The 15,207-nt window shown below is 71.1% G+C and carries 16 protein-coding genes; 4 read left to right on the top strand and 12 right to left on the bottom strand.

Annotated elements, in window-relative coordinates; translation table 11 throughout:
• Position 1: 1 nt before the first annotated feature.
• The 3 genes from AB0K73_RS01785 to AB0K73_RS01795 all read right to left on the bottom strand — a co-directional run bounded on the left by AB0K73_RS01785 (position 2) and on the right by AB0K73_RS01795 (position 3,804).
• A complete protein-coding gene (locus AB0K73_RS01785; RefSeq protein ID WP_360510906.1) occupies positions 2 to 2,923 on the bottom strand; it encodes a hypothetical protein in 2,922 nt (973 codons plus the stop codon).
• Positions 2,923 to 3,495: an orotate phosphoribosyltransferase gene (gene pyrE / locus AB0K73_RS01790; protein WP_360510905.1), complete on the bottom strand. Its 573-nt coding sequence runs from the start codon at positions 3,493 to 3,495 to the stop codon at positions 2,923 to 2,925. Before pyrE ends, AB0K73_RS01785 begins: the two co-directional genes overlap by 1 nt.
• Positions 3,496 to 3,681: 186 nt before the next feature.
• Positions 3,682 to 3,804, bottom strand: coding sequence for a hypothetical protein (locus AB0K73_RS01795; RefSeq protein ID WP_360510904.1), 123 nt, complete (start codon positions 3,802 to 3,804; stop codon positions 3,682 to 3,684).
• A gap of 136 nt (positions 3,805 to 3,940) precedes the next feature.
• On the opposite strand from AB0K73_RS01795, the gene AB0K73_RS01800 reads away from it, so the two are divergent.
• Genes AB0K73_RS01800 through AB0K73_RS01810 form a run of 3 tightly spaced genes read left to right on the top strand, consistent with a single transcriptional unit; the run spans position 3,941 to position 6,182 of the window.
• Positions 3,941 to 4,858: a LysR family transcriptional regulator gene (locus AB0K73_RS01800; protein WP_360510903.1), complete on the top strand. Its 918-nt coding sequence runs from the start codon at positions 3,941 to 3,943 to the stop codon at positions 4,856 to 4,858.
• A 29-nt stretch (positions 4,859 to 4,887) separates the two neighbouring features.
• On the top strand, positions 4,888 to 5,682 hold the full coding sequence (locus AB0K73_RS01805) for an enoyl-CoA hydratase/isomerase family protein (protein ID WP_360510902.1): 795 nt from the start codon (positions 4,888 to 4,890) through the stop codon (positions 5,680 to 5,682).
• Between the two features lie 17 nt (positions 5,683 to 5,699).
• Positions 5,700 to 6,182, top strand: coding sequence for a CinA family protein (locus AB0K73_RS01810; RefSeq protein ID WP_360510901.1), 483 nt, complete (start codon positions 5,700 to 5,702; stop codon positions 6,180 to 6,182).
• 29 nt (positions 6,183 to 6,211) lie between these two features.
• Here the strand turns inward: AB0K73_RS01810 and AB0K73_RS01815 are convergent, their stop codons facing one another.
• From AB0K73_RS01815 to AB0K73_RS01830, 4 genes are read right to left on the bottom strand one after another with little or no spacing between them, the layout of a single operon-like run.
• Positions 6,212 to 6,943 (bottom strand): HPr family phosphocarrier protein, encoded by a 732-nt coding sequence (locus tag AB0K73_RS01815; RefSeq protein ID WP_360510900.1) that lies wholly within the window; start codon positions 6,941 to 6,943, stop codon positions 6,212 to 6,214.
• Complete coding sequence (dhaL, locus tag AB0K73_RS01820) at positions 6,940 to 7,602, bottom strand: dihydroxyacetone kinase subunit DhaL (RefSeq protein ID WP_360510899.1); 663 nt, start codon at positions 7,600 to 7,602, stop codon at positions 6,940 to 6,942. Before dhaL ends, AB0K73_RS01815 begins: the two co-directional genes overlap by 4 nt.
• Before the next feature lie 3 nt (positions 7,603 to 7,605).
• Positions 7,606 to 8,598, bottom strand: coding sequence for a dihydroxyacetone kinase subunit DhaK (dhaK, locus tag AB0K73_RS01825; RefSeq protein WP_360510898.1), 993 nt, complete (start codon positions 8,596 to 8,598; stop codon positions 7,606 to 7,608).
• Positions 8,595 to 9,350 carry an MIP/aquaporin family protein gene (locus tag AB0K73_RS01830; RefSeq protein ID WP_360510897.1) on the bottom strand — a complete coding sequence of 252 codons (756 nt, stop codon included), beginning with the start codon at positions 9,348 to 9,350 and terminating at the stop codon, positions 8,595 to 8,597. The genes dhaK and AB0K73_RS01830 overlap by 4 nt, the downstream gene beginning before the upstream one ends.
• Before the next feature lie 168 nt (positions 9,351 to 9,518).
• Here AB0K73_RS01830 and AB0K73_RS01835 point away from each other — a divergent pair, with 168 nt between their 5' ends.
• Positions 9,519 to 10,289 (top strand): IclR family transcriptional regulator, encoded by a 771-nt coding sequence (locus tag AB0K73_RS01835; RefSeq protein WP_360510896.1) that lies wholly within the window; start codon positions 9,519 to 9,521, stop codon positions 10,287 to 10,289.
• Between the two features lie 68 nt (positions 10,290 to 10,357).
• Here AB0K73_RS01835 and AB0K73_RS01840 read toward each other — a convergent pair whose 3' ends face one another.
• From AB0K73_RS01840 to AB0K73_RS01860, 5 genes are all read right to left on the bottom strand, one after another.
• A complete protein-coding gene (locus AB0K73_RS01840) occupies positions 10,358 to 10,783 on the bottom strand; it encodes a TA system VapC family ribonuclease toxin (RefSeq protein WP_360510895.1) in 426 nt (141 codons plus the stop codon).
• Positions 10,780 to 11,025, bottom strand: coding sequence for a hypothetical protein (locus AB0K73_RS01845; protein ID WP_360510894.1), 246 nt, complete (start codon positions 11,023 to 11,025; stop codon positions 10,780 to 10,782). Before AB0K73_RS01845 ends, AB0K73_RS01840 begins: the two co-directional genes overlap by 4 nt.
• 63 nt (positions 11,026 to 11,088) lie before the next feature.
• A complete protein-coding gene (locus AB0K73_RS01850) occupies positions 11,089 to 12,621 on the bottom strand; it encodes a CoA-acylating methylmalonate-semialdehyde dehydrogenase (RefSeq protein WP_360510893.1) in 1,533 nt (510 codons plus the stop codon).
• Positions 12,622 to 12,624: 3 nt separating this feature from the next.
• Positions 12,625 to 13,953 carry an aspartate aminotransferase family protein gene (locus tag AB0K73_RS01855; protein ID WP_360510892.1) on the bottom strand — a complete coding sequence of 443 codons (1,329 nt, stop codon included), beginning with the start codon at positions 13,951 to 13,953 and terminating at the stop codon, positions 12,625 to 12,627.
• A 68-nt stretch (positions 13,954 to 14,021) separates the two neighbouring features.
• Positions 14,022 to 15,173 (bottom strand): ABC transporter substrate-binding protein, encoded by a 1,152-nt coding sequence (locus AB0K73_RS01860; RefSeq protein ID WP_360510891.1) that lies wholly within the window; start codon positions 15,171 to 15,173, stop codon positions 14,022 to 14,024.
• Positions 15,174 to 15,207 lie beyond the last annotated feature (34 nt).

Here is a 15,207-nt window from a genome sequence, read left to right on the forward strand (position 1 = left end):
GTTATGCCGAGGGCCCGGGGCCCTGGATCGAGCCGGTGAGCGGCTCACCGCCCGCGCGGTTCGCGAAGCAGTAGTAGGTGCGTTCGCCGCTCGTCCACTGCTCCTCGGTCACGGGGAATGCGGCCTGGACCTGCAGGTCGGGCATGCCGGCGACGAGTCCGACGTCGATGATGCCGGGGGCGCTGCAGAGGAGGTTCATCTCGGACGCGATCGCCTCCTCGCCGGGGAACGGCGCCGCCGCGTCGCTCGGGAGCTCACCGCGGTACACGAGCTGGGCGGCGTGCGGCGCCGCGCAGTCGACCACCGAGAACTCCTCGGCCCAGGCCGACTCGAACGGCTCGATGCACTCGCCGCCGAAGAGGGTGTTCCAGGCGTGCACGCCGACCGGTTGGGGTGCGGTCGGCTCGGCGACTGGCGTCTGGGTCTCAGTCGGAGCCGCCGACGGCGACTGCGCCTCGCCGCCACCGGCCGAGAGCCGGGTGCCGAGGAAGAAGAGCCCGGCGAGGATCACGGCGAGGACGAGCCCGCCCGCGACCCACACGAGGGTACGCACCGCACGGTTGCCGCCGGAACCGCCCGAGCCTCCGGAGCCGCCGGTCGGGCCGGAGTCTCGCCCGGCACCGGAGCCACCCGGAGCGGGAGCGACTGCGGGTGGCCGAGCCGGAAGCGCCGTGCCGGCGGGTGCAGCCGCGAAGGCGGTCGGGGCGGATGCCGCGGCGGGCGGCCACGGAGCAGCCGCCGACGACCACGGATCCGCGGTGGGCTGGGCGGATGCCGCGCCGAAGAGCGAGGCGAGCGGGTCGTCGTCGTCGTGGGCTGCCGGCGACGCGGGGAGGGCTGCGGTGGGCGCGACCGGTTCGGCCGACCGCGCCGTCTGGGAGAACAACTGGCTGAGATCGTCGTCGAAGGGCCGCTCGGGCTGCTCCTGCGGCTCGGGCTCCACGTCGACCTGGGGCGCCGGTGGCCCTTCGGACTCCGCCTGCGGCTCGCCGGGCCACGCCGGCGCGGGCTCCCACGCCACCTCGGGCTCGGGCTCCCACGCCACCTCGGGCTCGGGCTCCCACGCCACCTCGGGCTCGGGCTCGGGCTCCCACGCCGGCTCGATCTCCTGCGCAGGGTCATGGTCGACGGCGTAGGGGGACGGCCGGCCGAACGGCGACGGCACCGACGCATCCGCCAGCGGTTCGGCCTTGGGGTCGGGGGCCGTGGGATCGGGCGTGAGGTTCCAGAAGTACCCGGTCTCGGCGAGCTCACGAGCAATGGGCGACTCGGGCTCGCGGTTGGTTCGATCAGCGACGCCGGGCCCGTCGACGCCTGGGTCGTCGATCTCCTCGTCGTCGACCTCGTCGAATCCGAACCCGAGCGCATCGACGCCGGGCTCATCGGACGTCGGCGGCGCTTCGGGTGGGAACGCGTCGCGATTCGGCGGCGGCTCGCCGCCGGTGCCACTGCCCGACTCGTGGCCATGGTCGTCTGAGGTGCGCCGGTTGCCACCACCGCCGAGGGCGGCGAGCAGGTCGTCGACCGGCTCGTCGGGTTGCGGGTCATGACGCTCGGGCCAGTCGCCGCCACCGCTGGAGGCGAAGGTGGGGAAGGGCGCACGTCGATCGACGGACGACTCGGCGGCAGCACCGACGATCGGCACTGGCCACCCGGCCTCGCCACGCACCTCGATGAACGGGAACCCGTCGGACTGCGACGTGCCCTCCCGCACGGAGGTCTCCGCCGGCGCGAGCGGCATGGCCATGGTCGGGGGCTCGACCTCCGCGGGTCGCAGCGGCGGAGTCGCCATCGCGGCCGGCGGAGTGTGGGTCACGGATGTCTCAGCACGCGGTTCCGGGGCAGCCTGCGGTTCGGCCACCACCACCGGTTCAGCCACCACCACCGGTTCGGCAACCACCGGCTCGGGCTCGGGCGTTGTCGCCGGCGCCGCGTCCTCGTGGAGGGCCGACCACAGTTCGTCGTCGAAGTCCGCAGGCGCCCGCTGCGCTGCGGCGCGCTCCTCCCAGGTGGGCGGCGCCGTCGTCGGTGCGATCGGATGCTGCGGCCGGATCACCGGCGTGAACGACTGGCGTGCGACCGGCGGCGGAACGACGTCGGCGAAGGGGTCGGGCTCGGGTTCGGGCACCGAAGCGGTGGCGCCGGATGGCGCTGCCGCGGCATCCGGAACCGACGACTCGATCGGCGCGGACTCGTGCTGCTGCGACCCCGGGGCCGCGTTGGCGGGATTCTCGGGCTCGGACGCCAAGCCTGATGTGGAGAGGCTGCGGAAGGCGGCGCGGACGGCCTCTTCGGAGTCGAGGTCGAGGTCGCCATTGCCCCAGGTGAGGGCGAACTGCGCTGGGGGCGTGACCGGGCCCGGCGGCGGGGTGGGGGCGACGACGGGTTCGGGGAGCACGGGTGGTGCGGATGCCGCGGGAGGCAGCGGCGGTACCGCGGTTGGCGGCAGGGCCACGGGCGGCAAGGGGGTCGGCACGACCGGGGGCGTCGCTGCTGCAGGGCGACCGACGGTGAACGGGGGATTCCAAGAAGGCAGGGCGGCCGGCGCGGGAGGCTCTGTCGGCGCCGCCGTCGGCGGCAACGCGGCGGCCGGTTCCACGCGGGCAGCCTGCACACCGATGACGGGCAGCGCGCGCGTGGCGGTTTCGGGCTGCCCCTCGGGCTCGGCGAGCGAGAACCAGTCCAGCACCTCCTCGCTGCGCGGAGCGGGCGTCGGGGTGACCGCTGGCGGCGGAACCGGCGGCTGCAGCAGCGCCGGGGCGACGGGCCCACTGAGCGGTTCCGCAGGCGGGGGCGGGGGCGGAGTGACGATGCCCGACGGGGGCGGGGGAGCGACCGGCGAGTCCTGACGTGACGGCCGACCGCTCGCGAGTTGCGCAAGCAGCCAGTCGGCGTCGTCGGTGTCTCGCCCGTCGCTATTCATCAGGCCAATCCCAGGTCTTCGAGTCCGATCGCGGCGCGGTACGGCACGCCCGCAGCCTCGATCACTTCACGCGCACCCGTGGCCCGATCGACGACCACGGCGACGGCGACGACCTCGGCCCCGGCGGTGCGCAACGCCTCGATGGCCTTGAGCGGGGAACCGCCGGTCGTCGAGGTGTCCTCCAGCACGATGACGCGCTTGCCCGCGACATCGGGCCCCTCCACTTGCTTGCCACGACCGTGGTCCTTCGGCTCCTTGCGCACGACGAAGGCGTCGTAGGCAAGCCCGCGCGCGGCGCCCTGATGCAGGATGGCCGCGGCGATGGGGTCGGCGCCCATGGTCATGCCGCCGACCGCGGAGACGTCGGGGATGTCGGCGATGAGGTCGAGCATGACCTGCCCGATCAGCGGCGCGACCCGGTGGTCGAGGCTGACCTTGCGGAGGTCCACGTAGTACGACGCCTTCTTGCCGCTGGTCAGCGTGAAGTCGCCGTGGAACACCGCGTCGGCCGCGATGTGCTCGATGAGCTGGCGGCGCGTGTCGGTGCTGCGGTCCTGGGGCGCGAGGGTCACCCGAATACTCTACGACTCCCCTGCCTGAGAGGAAGGTCCGGATGTCTCATCCGGAAGCCCCGTTCGGGGCGCAGGCCGGGTGACAGTGGCGGCCCGAACCGGCCCGGTGCCAGACGAAGGGCCGCTGTGCGGGGTATCCCTCCCCCGCACAGCGGCCCTGTACCCGGTTGACCGGGTCGACCGTGCTCAGACGGTGCGCGCGAACGTCTCGCGCGGCTGACGGCGGTAGCCGTCGCGAGCGGCGACGACGACGGAGCCGACGATGCCGGCGGCGGAGACGAGGCCGAGGATGGCGTAGATCGTGAACACGAGCGGTCCTTTCGAAGGTGGCGGGTTTTCGTCGAGCGACGGAGGCGCCGTTGCACGTGTTCGACGCATCCATTGTCTCGCCGCGCACCGTGCAGCACAAGCGCACAATCCTTCATTGACGATGTAGCTTTGCTACATGGATGTTCGCCGACTCGACCTGCTCAGGGAACTCGCCGAACGCGGCAGCGTGACGGCCGTTGCGGAGGCCACGGGCCGGACGCCCTCGGCCGTCTCGCAACAGCTCAAGGTGCTCGAACGCGAGGCGGGAATGCCACTGACGGCGCGAAGCGGTCGGGGCCTCGTGCTGACGAACGCCGGACAGGCGCTCGCGCGCAGTGCCGCCGAGGTGGCGACCGCACTCGAACACGCCTCGGCCCTGTGGGACGAGTTCCGCAACCACCCGAGCGGCGAGGTGACGCTCCTCACCTTCCCCACCGTCGGCGCGACCCTCCTGCCGGGCGTGCTCACCGATCTCGCCCCGGTGGCCGGGCTCGTCGTGCACTGCACCGACCTCGACCCCGAGCTCGCCGAGTTCCCCGACCTCACCGGCGACTTCGACATCGTGCTCGCGCACACGATGCCCGGTGAACTGCCGTGGGGCGGCCGCGGGCTGAAGGCCGTGCCGCTGCTCACCGAGCCGCTCGACGTCGGCCTGCCCGCCGATCACCGGCTCGCGAACCGGCCGTACGTGACGCCGGCGGAGCTCGTCGACGAGACGTGGCTCGGCGTTCCCCCTGGGTACCCCTTCGAGCGAATCCTGCACGCGATCGAGCAGGAGGGCGGCAAGCGGGTGCAGGTCGCCCAGCGCTTCAGCGACATGCGCATCGTCGAGGCGTTCATCGCAGCGCGCTTCGGCATCGCGTTCGTGCCCCGGTTCACGTCGGGCACGCTGACGTCGGGCGTCGTCCTGAAGCCCATCCGCGGTGTCGCGTCGGCGCGACAGATCGTCGCACTGCTGCGACCGGATGTCGCGGAGCGGCTTGCCGTGCGCACCGTGCTCGACGTGCTCGTGGCGCGCGCCGCCCGCTTGGCCGAGGCGCACGCCGAGTCCTGATCGCGTCTCGCGAAGTAGACTCCACCACCATGAGCGACGACGCGATCCTGTTCCATGTCAGCGATGGGCTCGCCCGGGTGACGCTCAACCGTCCGGCTCGGCTCAACGCCGTCGATCCCGACGCCATCGGTCTCTGGCAGTCCATCGCGCACGAGATCGCCGAGCGCGACGACATCGGCGCCGTGCTCTTCGACGCGGTCGGTCGCGCCTTCTGCGCGGGTGGCGACGTGATCGCGATGTCGCACCTCGCTGCGGGCGAGCCCGACGCCGGCCGGGTCATCCAGGGACTCGCCGACCGCATCCACGACGGCCACCGCACGCTCCGCGAGAGCACGAAGCCCATCGTCGCGGCCGTGCAGGGGCCCGTCGCCGGCGGTGGGCTCGGATTCATGCTGGTCGCCGACCTCGTGGTGGCATCCGACCGCGCGACCTTCGCGAGCCGATACTCCGACATCGCGCTCACCCCCGACTGCGGCGTGAGCACCCTCCTTCCCGAAGCGGTGGGCACGCGGCGCGCACTCGAACTGACCCTCACGTCCCGCACGCTGAGCGCGGCCGAGGCGCTCGACTGGGGACTGGTGACCGAGGTCGTACCGGCCGACGCGGTCGCCGATCGAGCGTTGGGGATCGCCATGTCGTGGCTCCGGCGCGCGACGCACGCGTTCGGGCAGGCCAAGCGGCTCGTGCGTTCGGGACTCGAGCGCCCGTTCCAGGACGCGCTCGATGACGAGGCGCGCACCATCGCGGCGGCGTTCGAGACCCCCGACGCGCAGGCGGCCATCGCCGCGTTCGCCGGAGCCTCGCAGCGCAGCCCACGAGACTGAACCGAGGGGGAGAAGGCATGCAGGATCCGGCAGACGAGTTCGAGGGGCTCGCGGCGGAGGTCGCGCGCCGGGCGAAGGCGGCGGGCCTGACGGTGGCTGCCGCGGAATCACTCACGTGCGGCGCGATCACGAACACGCTCGGCGCCGCGCCCGACGCGTCGGAGTGGCTGCGCGGCGGCGTGGTCGCCTACGCCGAAGCGGTGAAGCGCGAGGTGCTCGGCGTCGCCGCCGACGACATCGCATCGACCGAGTGCGCCCGCGAGCTCGCCGTCGGGGTGGCGCGTCTCCTGCGAGCGGATGCCGCCGTCAGCGTGACCGGGGTCGGTGGCCCCGAGCCCGACGACGGCGAGCCGGCCGGCAGCGTCTACGCGGCGGTCGCGCTGCGCGGCGACCTCCGCGATGCGCACTTCCAGTTCGACGGCGACCCGGCCGAGGTCGTGCACGCGACGGTGCGCGCCGCGCTCGAACTGCTGCGCGACGCGCTCCCGCCTGCGCGCTGACCGTCGTCGGGCGCCGACATCGCCCGCCGTCAGCCCGCCGCGGCCGTCGCCTCGCCGAATCCGTCGGCGAGGAGGCCGCGAAGCGCGCCGACGGCGCTTGCCGCGTCGGGACCCTGACCGTCGAGTCGGAGGCGGTCGCCCTGCTTCGCCCCGAGCGAGAGCAGGCCGATGAGGCTCTTCGCCGTGACCGGGCCTGCGCCCGTCGTCAGGTTCGTCACGTCGACGACGGCGTCGTACCGGCCGACGGCCTGCACGAACATGGCGGCGGGACGCGCGTGCAGGCCCTCGGGGTTGATGAGCACCTCGTCCGCCGAGAGCGGATCCGCGGTGGCCGGCGACGCGGCGACCGGGTCCGGCAATGGGTCGAGCTGGGCCGCCTTCGCGTCGAGCGCGACCGAGACCTCGCGCGCCACGTCGGCGAGCGGAGCGCCGGTCGCGGCGAGCACCAGTCCGGCGGTGATCCCCTCGACGAACGGGCCCCCGCTCACGATCACCTCCACGCTCGACTCCCGCAGCTCGAGTGCCAGCCCGGAGCTCAGCACAGCCGAGCCGAGGTCGGTGACGACGAGCACGCCATCGGCGCCGATGCCGGCGACCTCGTCGATGGCCGCCGCGACGGCCGCGGCATCCGTGCCGAAACGTCCCTCGACGCCCGCGGCGATGCGCACCGGAGGAGCGCCGTCGTGCACCATCTGCAGGGCCAACTCCACCGCCGCCTCCGCGAGCCGGGGGCTGTGCGACACGATGACGAGCCCGATCATCGGCTGCGCTCCGCGTGCGAGTCCGCGAGCGACTGCACCAGGATCGCCGCGGAGGTCGCGCCGGGATCGAGATGGTCGGCGCTGCGGTCGCCGAGGTAGCTCGCGCGTCCCTTGCGGGCGACGAGCGGGAGGGTCGCGTCACGACCGGTCGCCGCGGCGGCCGCCGCCGCCTGCAGTGCCTCGTCGAGGGGCGTTCCGGCGACGACCGCCGCGTCCAGGGCATCCACCGTCGGCTGGAGCGCATCGACCATGGTCTTGTCACCCGGCTCGGCACGGCCCCGGGCGACGACGCCGGCTACCCCGGCTCGGAACACCGCCGCGACGGCGGCGGTGTCGAGCTCGGAAGCCGCACCGACGGACTTCGCCATCTCGAGGAACAGCGTGCCGTACAACGACCCGCTCGCACCGCCCACGGTCGACACGAGCGTCATGGCGCTCGACTTCAGGAGCGCACCCGCGTCATCGGGCCGAGCATGCTCGAGACGCGACCGGACGGCGGCGGTCCCCCTGGCCATGTTCGTGCCGTGGTCGGCATCGCCGATGGCGGAGTCGAGCTCGGTCAGGTACTCGGCCTGCAGGGTGACCTGCTCGTCGAATCGGATGAGCCACGCGATCAGGTCGTCGACCGTGAGGCTGCGGCGGTCCTGAAGCATCGTCATGGCTCAGACCCCCCACCGCAGCGCCGCGGTGCCGACCGGCGCGTCCCAGAGGCGGAGCATCTCCTCGTCGGCACGAAGGAGCGTGAGCGAGCACCCCGCCATGTCGAGGCTCGTGATGTAGTCGCCGACGAGCACCCGTGCCACGGTGATCCCGCGCTGCTCGAGCAGCGAAGCCACGTCGCCGTACATCACGTAGAGCTCGATGAGCGGCGTGCCGCCGAGCCCGCTGAGCATCGCGATCACGGGGGCGCCGGTGAAGTCGTGGTCGGCGACGATCGACGACACCAGTTCGTCGGCGATCTCGGCCGCCGGCCTGAGCGGCGCCCGCTTGCGGCCCGGCTCGCCGTGGATGCCGACGCCCATCTCGATCTCGTCCTCAGGCAGGTCGAAGCTCGGCTTCCCGACCGCGGGGAGCGTGGCGCTCGTGAGGGCGACACCCATCGAGCGGCCGTTCTCCGACACCCGCGTCGCGATGGCGTGCACGGCCTCGAGGTCGCGCCCCTCTTCCGCGGCGGCGCCCGCGATCTTCTCGACCAGCACGGTCGTGCCGACGCCGCGACGACCGGCCGTCCACGTCGAGTCCTCGACCGCGACGTCGTCGGCCACCAGCACCGTCTTCACGGAGATGCCCTCGGCCTCGGCGAGCTCGGCGGCCATCTCGAAGTTGAGCACGTCGCCGGTGTAGTTCTTCACGATGAAGAGGACTCCGGCGCCGGCATTCACCGTCGTGGCGGCGGCGAGCATCTGGTCGGGAGTGGGCGAGGTGAAGATCTCGCCGGCGCACGCGGCATCCAGCATCCCGAACCCGACGAAACCGCTGTGCAGCGGTTCGTGACCCGAGCCGCCGCCCGAGATGAGCGCGACCTTCCCCTGCTTCGACGACCCGCGCGAAACCACGCGGTTCTCGAAGTCGACGGTGAGGTCGGGATGGGCCGCCGCGACCCCCTTGAGGGCGTCGGCGAGCACTGCCGCCGGTGCGTTGATGAGCTTCTTCATGCGCGGGTCTCCTCTTCGATGAGCGCTTCGGTCAGGGTGGTACGGTCGGCCTGCGTGCGCGAGATCACGCCGAACAGCAGGCCGGCGAGGATGCCGCCGACCACTTCGGCGATGACGTACACCGGCCACTGCTCCCACTGCACCGAGCCACCGAGGATCTGCTGCACGAGCATCGGACCGGTGGTGCGGGCGGGGTTGATCGAGGCACCGGTCGCCGGGGCCACGGGGATGATCGCGGCGAACACGACGAGTCCGATCACGAGGCCGGCGAAGCCGGGGGCCGCCTTGCGGTGGATGACGCCGAACACGGTGAACACGAGCAGGAACGTGCCGAGGAACTCGGCCGTGAAGGCCTGCCAGATCGGGATGTCGCCGTACGCCGCCACGCCGAGGCCGAGCTCGCTCGCCCGCGGGCCGAGTGCCCCGACGATCGCGAAGGCGCCGACGGTGGCGCCGAGCAGTTGCGCGAGCACGTAGCCGGGCACCTCGCGCCAGGCGAACTTGCCGGTGACCGCGAGCGCGACGGTGACCGCCGGATTGATGTGGTTGCCCGAGATGTACCCGAACACGTACACCGTCGCCACCACGATGGTGCCGAAGGCCAGCGAGATGAAGCCGAGATCGGCGGGCGCGAACGGCGCGTCGCCCCGCACGAGTGCGAAGGCCGGCACCGAGCCGACGCCGACGAAGACGAGGAACGCCGTGCCGAGGAACTCGGCAGCGAGCCGCTGCCAGGTCCTGTTGTCGTCCATGATCTGTTCTCCTTTGAACCGGGGAGCCCTTGGGCTCGGGAACCATGTAGATTCGACATTGTCGAACTGCATTCGGTAATACCGAATGATGCACCTTCGACTTCACGCTGTCAAGAACCCGACAGAATGGGAAGACGCGCTGTGCTGCCAGATGCCGGAAGGGGGACGATGATCCAGTCGATCGACCGGGCCGCGAAGATCCTCGGCCTGCTGCAGGGTTCGCGTCGCATGGGCATCAGCGAGCTCGCCGCCGCGCTCGACCTGCCGCCGTCGACCGTGCACGGCATCGTGAAGTCCCTGCAGTCGCACGGGCTCGTCGCCCAGCAGTCCAGCGGCAACAGGTACGTTCTCGGCCCAACGCTCCTCAAGCTCTCGAGCGTCTATCTCGACACACTCGACGTGCGCGCCCGATCGATGCGCTGGATGCACGAGCTGTCGAGCCGAACCGGTCTCGCCACCCGACTCGGCGTCGAGCTCTTCGGCGAGGTGATCGTCATCCACCACGACCGGCGCCCCGACGGCACCGAGCAGATGCCCGAGACGGGCGTGACGATCCCGAGCCACGCCTCGGCGATGGGGAAGGTGCTCCTGGCCTACGACGCGGCGCATGCCGCTGATGTGTTGTCACGGCCACTCAGTGCCCTCACGGCGGAGACCACGACCGATCCCGATCGCATGCGCGAGGAGTTCGAACGCGTGCGGCGCGACGCGCTCGGCTTCGAGAACGAGGAGGCGGTCATCGGCGAGGCATCGGTTGCGGCGCCGATCTGCTCCGACGAGGGCGACGTGATCGCCGCGGTCGCCGTGGTGATGCCGGCGACCGAGTGGCCCCCGTCCGACGCGGTGCTGAACGACCTGCGAGAAGCTGCGCGGAACGTGTCGCGGGAACTCGGCGCTCCGGCGTGGCCACCCCGCCCGTCGGCGCCGGCCGACACCTAGGCCGCCTGGACGTGCTGCGGGAATCCGCTACCGAGTCCGCCGTTCGCTGAAGCCGTGCCGGGCGGAAGTCAGCCCGGGACGATGATCTCGAGGTCGTCGAACCGACGGAAGTCGCGGTCGAAGCTCGCCACCGGACACGCGTACGCGCGCGCGACCGACGCGATATAGGCGTCGGGAACGAGGTTCCCAGCCGCGTCGGACTCGAGGCACACCCGCGCGAACAGGGAGAGCCCGTCGGTGAGGCCCGGCATCACCCGGTACCCCACGGCCCGGGTGACCGCTGCGACGAACTCGAATGCTTCGGCGATCGTCGCCGGTACTTCGAAGATCGCCCGGTTCGTGGTGATGCGGACGAAGCCGATCCACACCGCATCGGGGATCACGATCTCCTCTCCGTCGGAGAGAACGCGTTCGAGCCACGGCCGTGCACGATCGTGCTGCTGGTGATCTTGCCTGAATGCCGCAAGCAGGACGTTGACATCGATGACGATCATGCGCGCTCGCCGTCGGCATCGAGCGCGTCGAACAGCCCTCGATTCGAGGGCTCGATGCCGGCCCTCATGCCGGTGCCTCGTGTGAAGACCGGCAGGGAGACGTGCGCGCGCTTGGCCGACTCGCGAAGCAGCTCATGTCGAACCGCCTCTTCCACGTACTCGCCCAGCGTCAGGTTACGCGCCGCAGCGCGCCGCTTCGCCTGCCCGAGCAGCTGGTCGTCGATATTCACGGTGGTGCGCATGATGCGATCCTATCGCATCATGCGCACCACGCACATCAGCAGGAACGCATCAGGCGCATCACGTCAGTCGTGCTGCGGGAAGCCCAGGTTGAGCCCGCCGTGGCTCGGGTCGAGCCAGCGCGACGTGATCGCCTTCTCCTGCGTGTAGAAGTCGAACCCGCGGGCGCCGTACGCCTTGGCGTCGCCGAACAGCGAGTCCTTCCAGCCGCCGAACGAGTGGTAGGCCACGGGCACCGGGATCGGCACGTTGATGCCGACCATGCCGACGGTCACCTCACGCTGGAACTTGCGGGCGGCGCCGCCGTCGTTGGTGAAGATCGCCGTGCCGTTGCCGTACCGCGAGGAGTTGATGAGCTCCAGACCCTCCTCGTAGCCGTCGACGCGCACGACCGACAGCACGGGGCCGAAGATCTCGTCGCGGTAGACGGCCGACGAGGTCGGCACCTTGTCGACGAGCGTCGGACCCATCCAGAAGCCGTCGGGCTCGCCGTCGACGTCGGGGTCGCGTCCGTCGACCACCACGGTGGCGCCGTCGGATGCCGCGACGTCGAGGTATCCCGCGACCTTGTCGCGGTGCTCCCGCGTGATCAGCGGCCCCATGTCGCAGCCGCGGGTGCCGTCGCCGGTCTTCAGCCGCGACATCCGCTCGCTGATCTTCGACACCAGTTCGTCGGCGATCGAGTCGACCGCGATGAGCGCCGAGATCGCCATGCAGCGCTCGCCCGCCGAGCCGAAGCCCGCGTTCACGGCGGCATCCGCGGCGAGGTCGAGGTCGGCGTCGGGCAGCACGAGCATGTGGTTCTTGGCGCCGCCGAGCGCCTGCACGCGCTTGCCGTTCGCCGTCGCCGTCGTGTAGATGTGCTGCGCGATCGGCGTGGACCCCACGAACGAGATCGCACGGACCGTCGGATGCTCCAGCAACGCGTCGACCGCGACCTTGTCGCCGTGCACGACGTTGAACACGCCGTCGGGCAGGCCCGCCTCCTGCATGAGCTTCGCGAGCCAGACCGACGCCGACGGGTCCTTCTCCGACGGCTTCAGGACCACCGTGTTGCCGGTCGCGATCGCGAGCGGGAAGAACCACAGCGGGACCATGGCCGGGAAGTTGAACGGGCTGATGATGCCGACCACGCCGATCGGCTGGCGGGTCGTGTAGACGTCGATGCCCGTCGAGACGTTCTCGGAGTACTCGCCCTTCGTGTAGCCCGGCATGGCGCAGGCGAGCTCGACGACCTCGAGTCCGCGTGCGATCTCGCCCGCGGCATCCGACAGCACCTTGCCGTGCTCGCTCGTGAGGATCGCCGCGAGTTCGTCGCTGCGGGCGTTCAGGAGCTCGCGGAACGTGAACATCACCTGCTGGCGTTTCGCGATCGAGGTGTCGCGCCAGCCGGGGAACGCGCGCGCCGCCGCCTGCACGGCGACATCGACGTCGTCGGTGGAGGCGAAGCGCACGCGCTTCTGCTCCACGCCCAGCGCTGGGTTGTAGATGGGGCCCGTGCGGTCGGAATCTCCGGCGACGGATGCCCCGTCGATCCAGTGCTCGACGGTCGCCGTCGTGGCGCCCGACGCCTGGGTCTCGGTCAGTGTCTGGCTCATGAGTCAGCCCTCTCCTTCGAGTGCGGTGCCCAATACTTCATCGTAGATCGCCATGGCCTCGGCGACCTCTTCTGCGGTGACCACGCACGGCGGCACCACGTGGATGCGGTTGTCGGCGACGAACGGCAGGAGCCCGCGCGCGACGAGCGCGGACTTGAGGCGGCCCATCTGCGCGGCGGGCAGCGGCTCGCGCGTCTCCCGATCGGCGACGAGCTCCATCGCCCAGAACACGCCCTCGCCGCGTACCTCGCCGATCACGGCGTGGCGCTCGGCGAGGTCGGCGAGCCCGGGCCCGATCGCCGTGTCGCCCACGTCGCGGGCGTTGTCGACGATGCCCTCCGACGCCATCGCGTCGAGCGCCGCGACGATCGAGGCCATCGCGAGCGGATGCCCCGAATACGTGAGTCCGCCGGGGAACACGCGGTCGTCGAACGTCGCCGCGATGGGATCGGAGATGATGACGCCGCCCACCGGGATGTACCCCGAGTTCACGCCCTTCGCGAACGTGATGAGATCGGGGCGCACGTCGTAGCCGTCGAACGCGAACCAGCGTCCGGTGCGGCCGAAGCCCGCCATCACCTCGTCGAGGATGAGGAGGATGCCGTGCTGGTCGGCGAGCTCACGCACCCCTGCGAGGTACCCGGGCGGTGGCAGGAGGATGCCGGCGGTGCCCGGGATGCTCTCGAGCAGGATCGCGGCGATCGACGACGGCCCCTCGAACTCGATGACGTGTCGCAGGTGCTGCAGCGCCCGCTCCGACTCCTCCTCGGGTGTCGTGGCCCAGAACTCCGAGCGGTAGAGGTATGGCCCGAAGAAGTGCACGTGCGAGCGCGCGAACTCGTTCGGCACCCGGCGCCAGTCGCCCGTCGCCACGATCGCGGCACCGGTGTTGCCGTGGTACGAGCGGTAGGTCGAGAGGATCTTGTCGCGGCCCGAGTGCAGCCGCGCCATCCGGATCGCGTTCTCGATCGCGTCGGCGCCGCCGTTCGTGAAGAACACCTTGTGGAAGCCGGGCGGCGCGTGGCCCACGATGCGCTTCGCGGCCTCGCCGCGTGCGAGGTTCACGGTCGAGGGTGCGACCGTGGTGAGGAGCTCGGCCTGCTCGCGGATCGCCTGTACGACGGCCGGATGCTGGTGGCCGATGTTGACGTTCACGAGCTGGCTCGAGAAGTCGAGGTACTCGCGCCCGGCATGGTCCCAGACGCGGGTTCCGCGGCCGCTCGCGACCACGAGCGTCGAGCGCTGCGACTGGGCCGACCACGAGTGGAACACGTGGTCGGCGTCGAGGTCGCGCGCGAGCGCGTCGAGGTCCTCGGCGAGGTTCTCGGTCATGGCGTGCCTTTCGTTCGGATGGGTGCCGCGCGGCCGGCGGGATGCACCGGCCACGCGGCATCCGTTCGCTAGTTGCCGCCCTCCTCGAGGGTGACGTCGATGGGCTCGAAGTTCTCGCCGGTGAGGTCGAGGTCTTCGCCCTCGAGTTCGTCGAGCGCCTGCTGGATCCACTCGTTCGACCACGCGGTCGCCGGAGGCTCCTCGGTGATGAGGTTGTCGCCGGCCTCGTTCACCGCGGCGAGCGCGCCCGCCACGGTCTTCTCCCACGCGGCCTCGTCGATGATGCCGATGCCGTCGGGCGACGGCCAGATGAGCTTGTTGGTCTCGTTGACCATCCAGAGCTCGTGGCTCGGACCCCAACCCGAGCCGGCGGCGAGGGTGATCTCGGACGCCTCCTCGGGGTTCTCGGCGGCGTAGATCCATCCCTTGATGACGGCCTTCAGGAACTTGACCGTGGTCTCCTGGTACTCCTCGTCGCTCTCGAGCCGCTCGGTATCGGCCCAGATCGCGTCCTGGAGCATGGCGCCCTCGGTGTCCTCGTAGCTGATGACGTTGAAGTCGTCCTCGGTGTACAGCTCACCGGTGTCGGGATCCGTCGTCTCGAGCAGCTGTGCGTACTCGTTGTAGGTCATCGCCTGGGCCGCGTCGATGTCGCCCTGCAGGAAGGCGTTCATGTTGAAGTCCTGCGTGATGATCTGCACGGTCGACGCGTCGAGTCCCTCGGCCGCCATCGCGGCGAAGATCTCCCACTCGTTGCCGAAGCCCCACGAGCCGATCTTCTTTCCCTCGAAGTCGGCGATCGAGTCGATGCCCGAGTCGGCCCATGACACCTGCAGGGTGCCCGAGCGCTGGAAGATCTGGGCGATGTCGGTGAGGTTCGCGCCCTGCTCGATCGAGCCGAGCACCTTCGGCACCCAGGCGATGGCGTAGTCCACGTCGCCGTTCGCGAGGGCGTCCTGCGGCACGATGTCGCCGCCCGACGGGATGATCTCGACGTCCAGGCCCTCCTCCTCGAAGAAGCCCTGGTCGACGGCCGCGAAGTAGCCGGCGAACTGCCCCTGCGGGAGCCACTGGAGCTGGAGCTTCACGGGCGTGAGGTCGTCGCCCCCTCCATCGGCGTCACCCGAACCGTCGCCGGATGCCGAACATGCGGTGAATGCGAGCGCGGCCGCGAGGGCGAGCCCGCCGACCGTCGCGACGCGACGTCTGCTGTGGTTCATGTCAGTCCTTTCGTGCTACTCGGTGGTGCTTCTC

Origin of the sequence: Agromyces sp. NPDC052230, assembly GCF_040679595.1 — a bacterium.
Taxonomy (GTDB): Bacteria; Actinomycetota; Actinomycetes; order Actinomycetales; family Microbacteriaceae; genus Agromyces.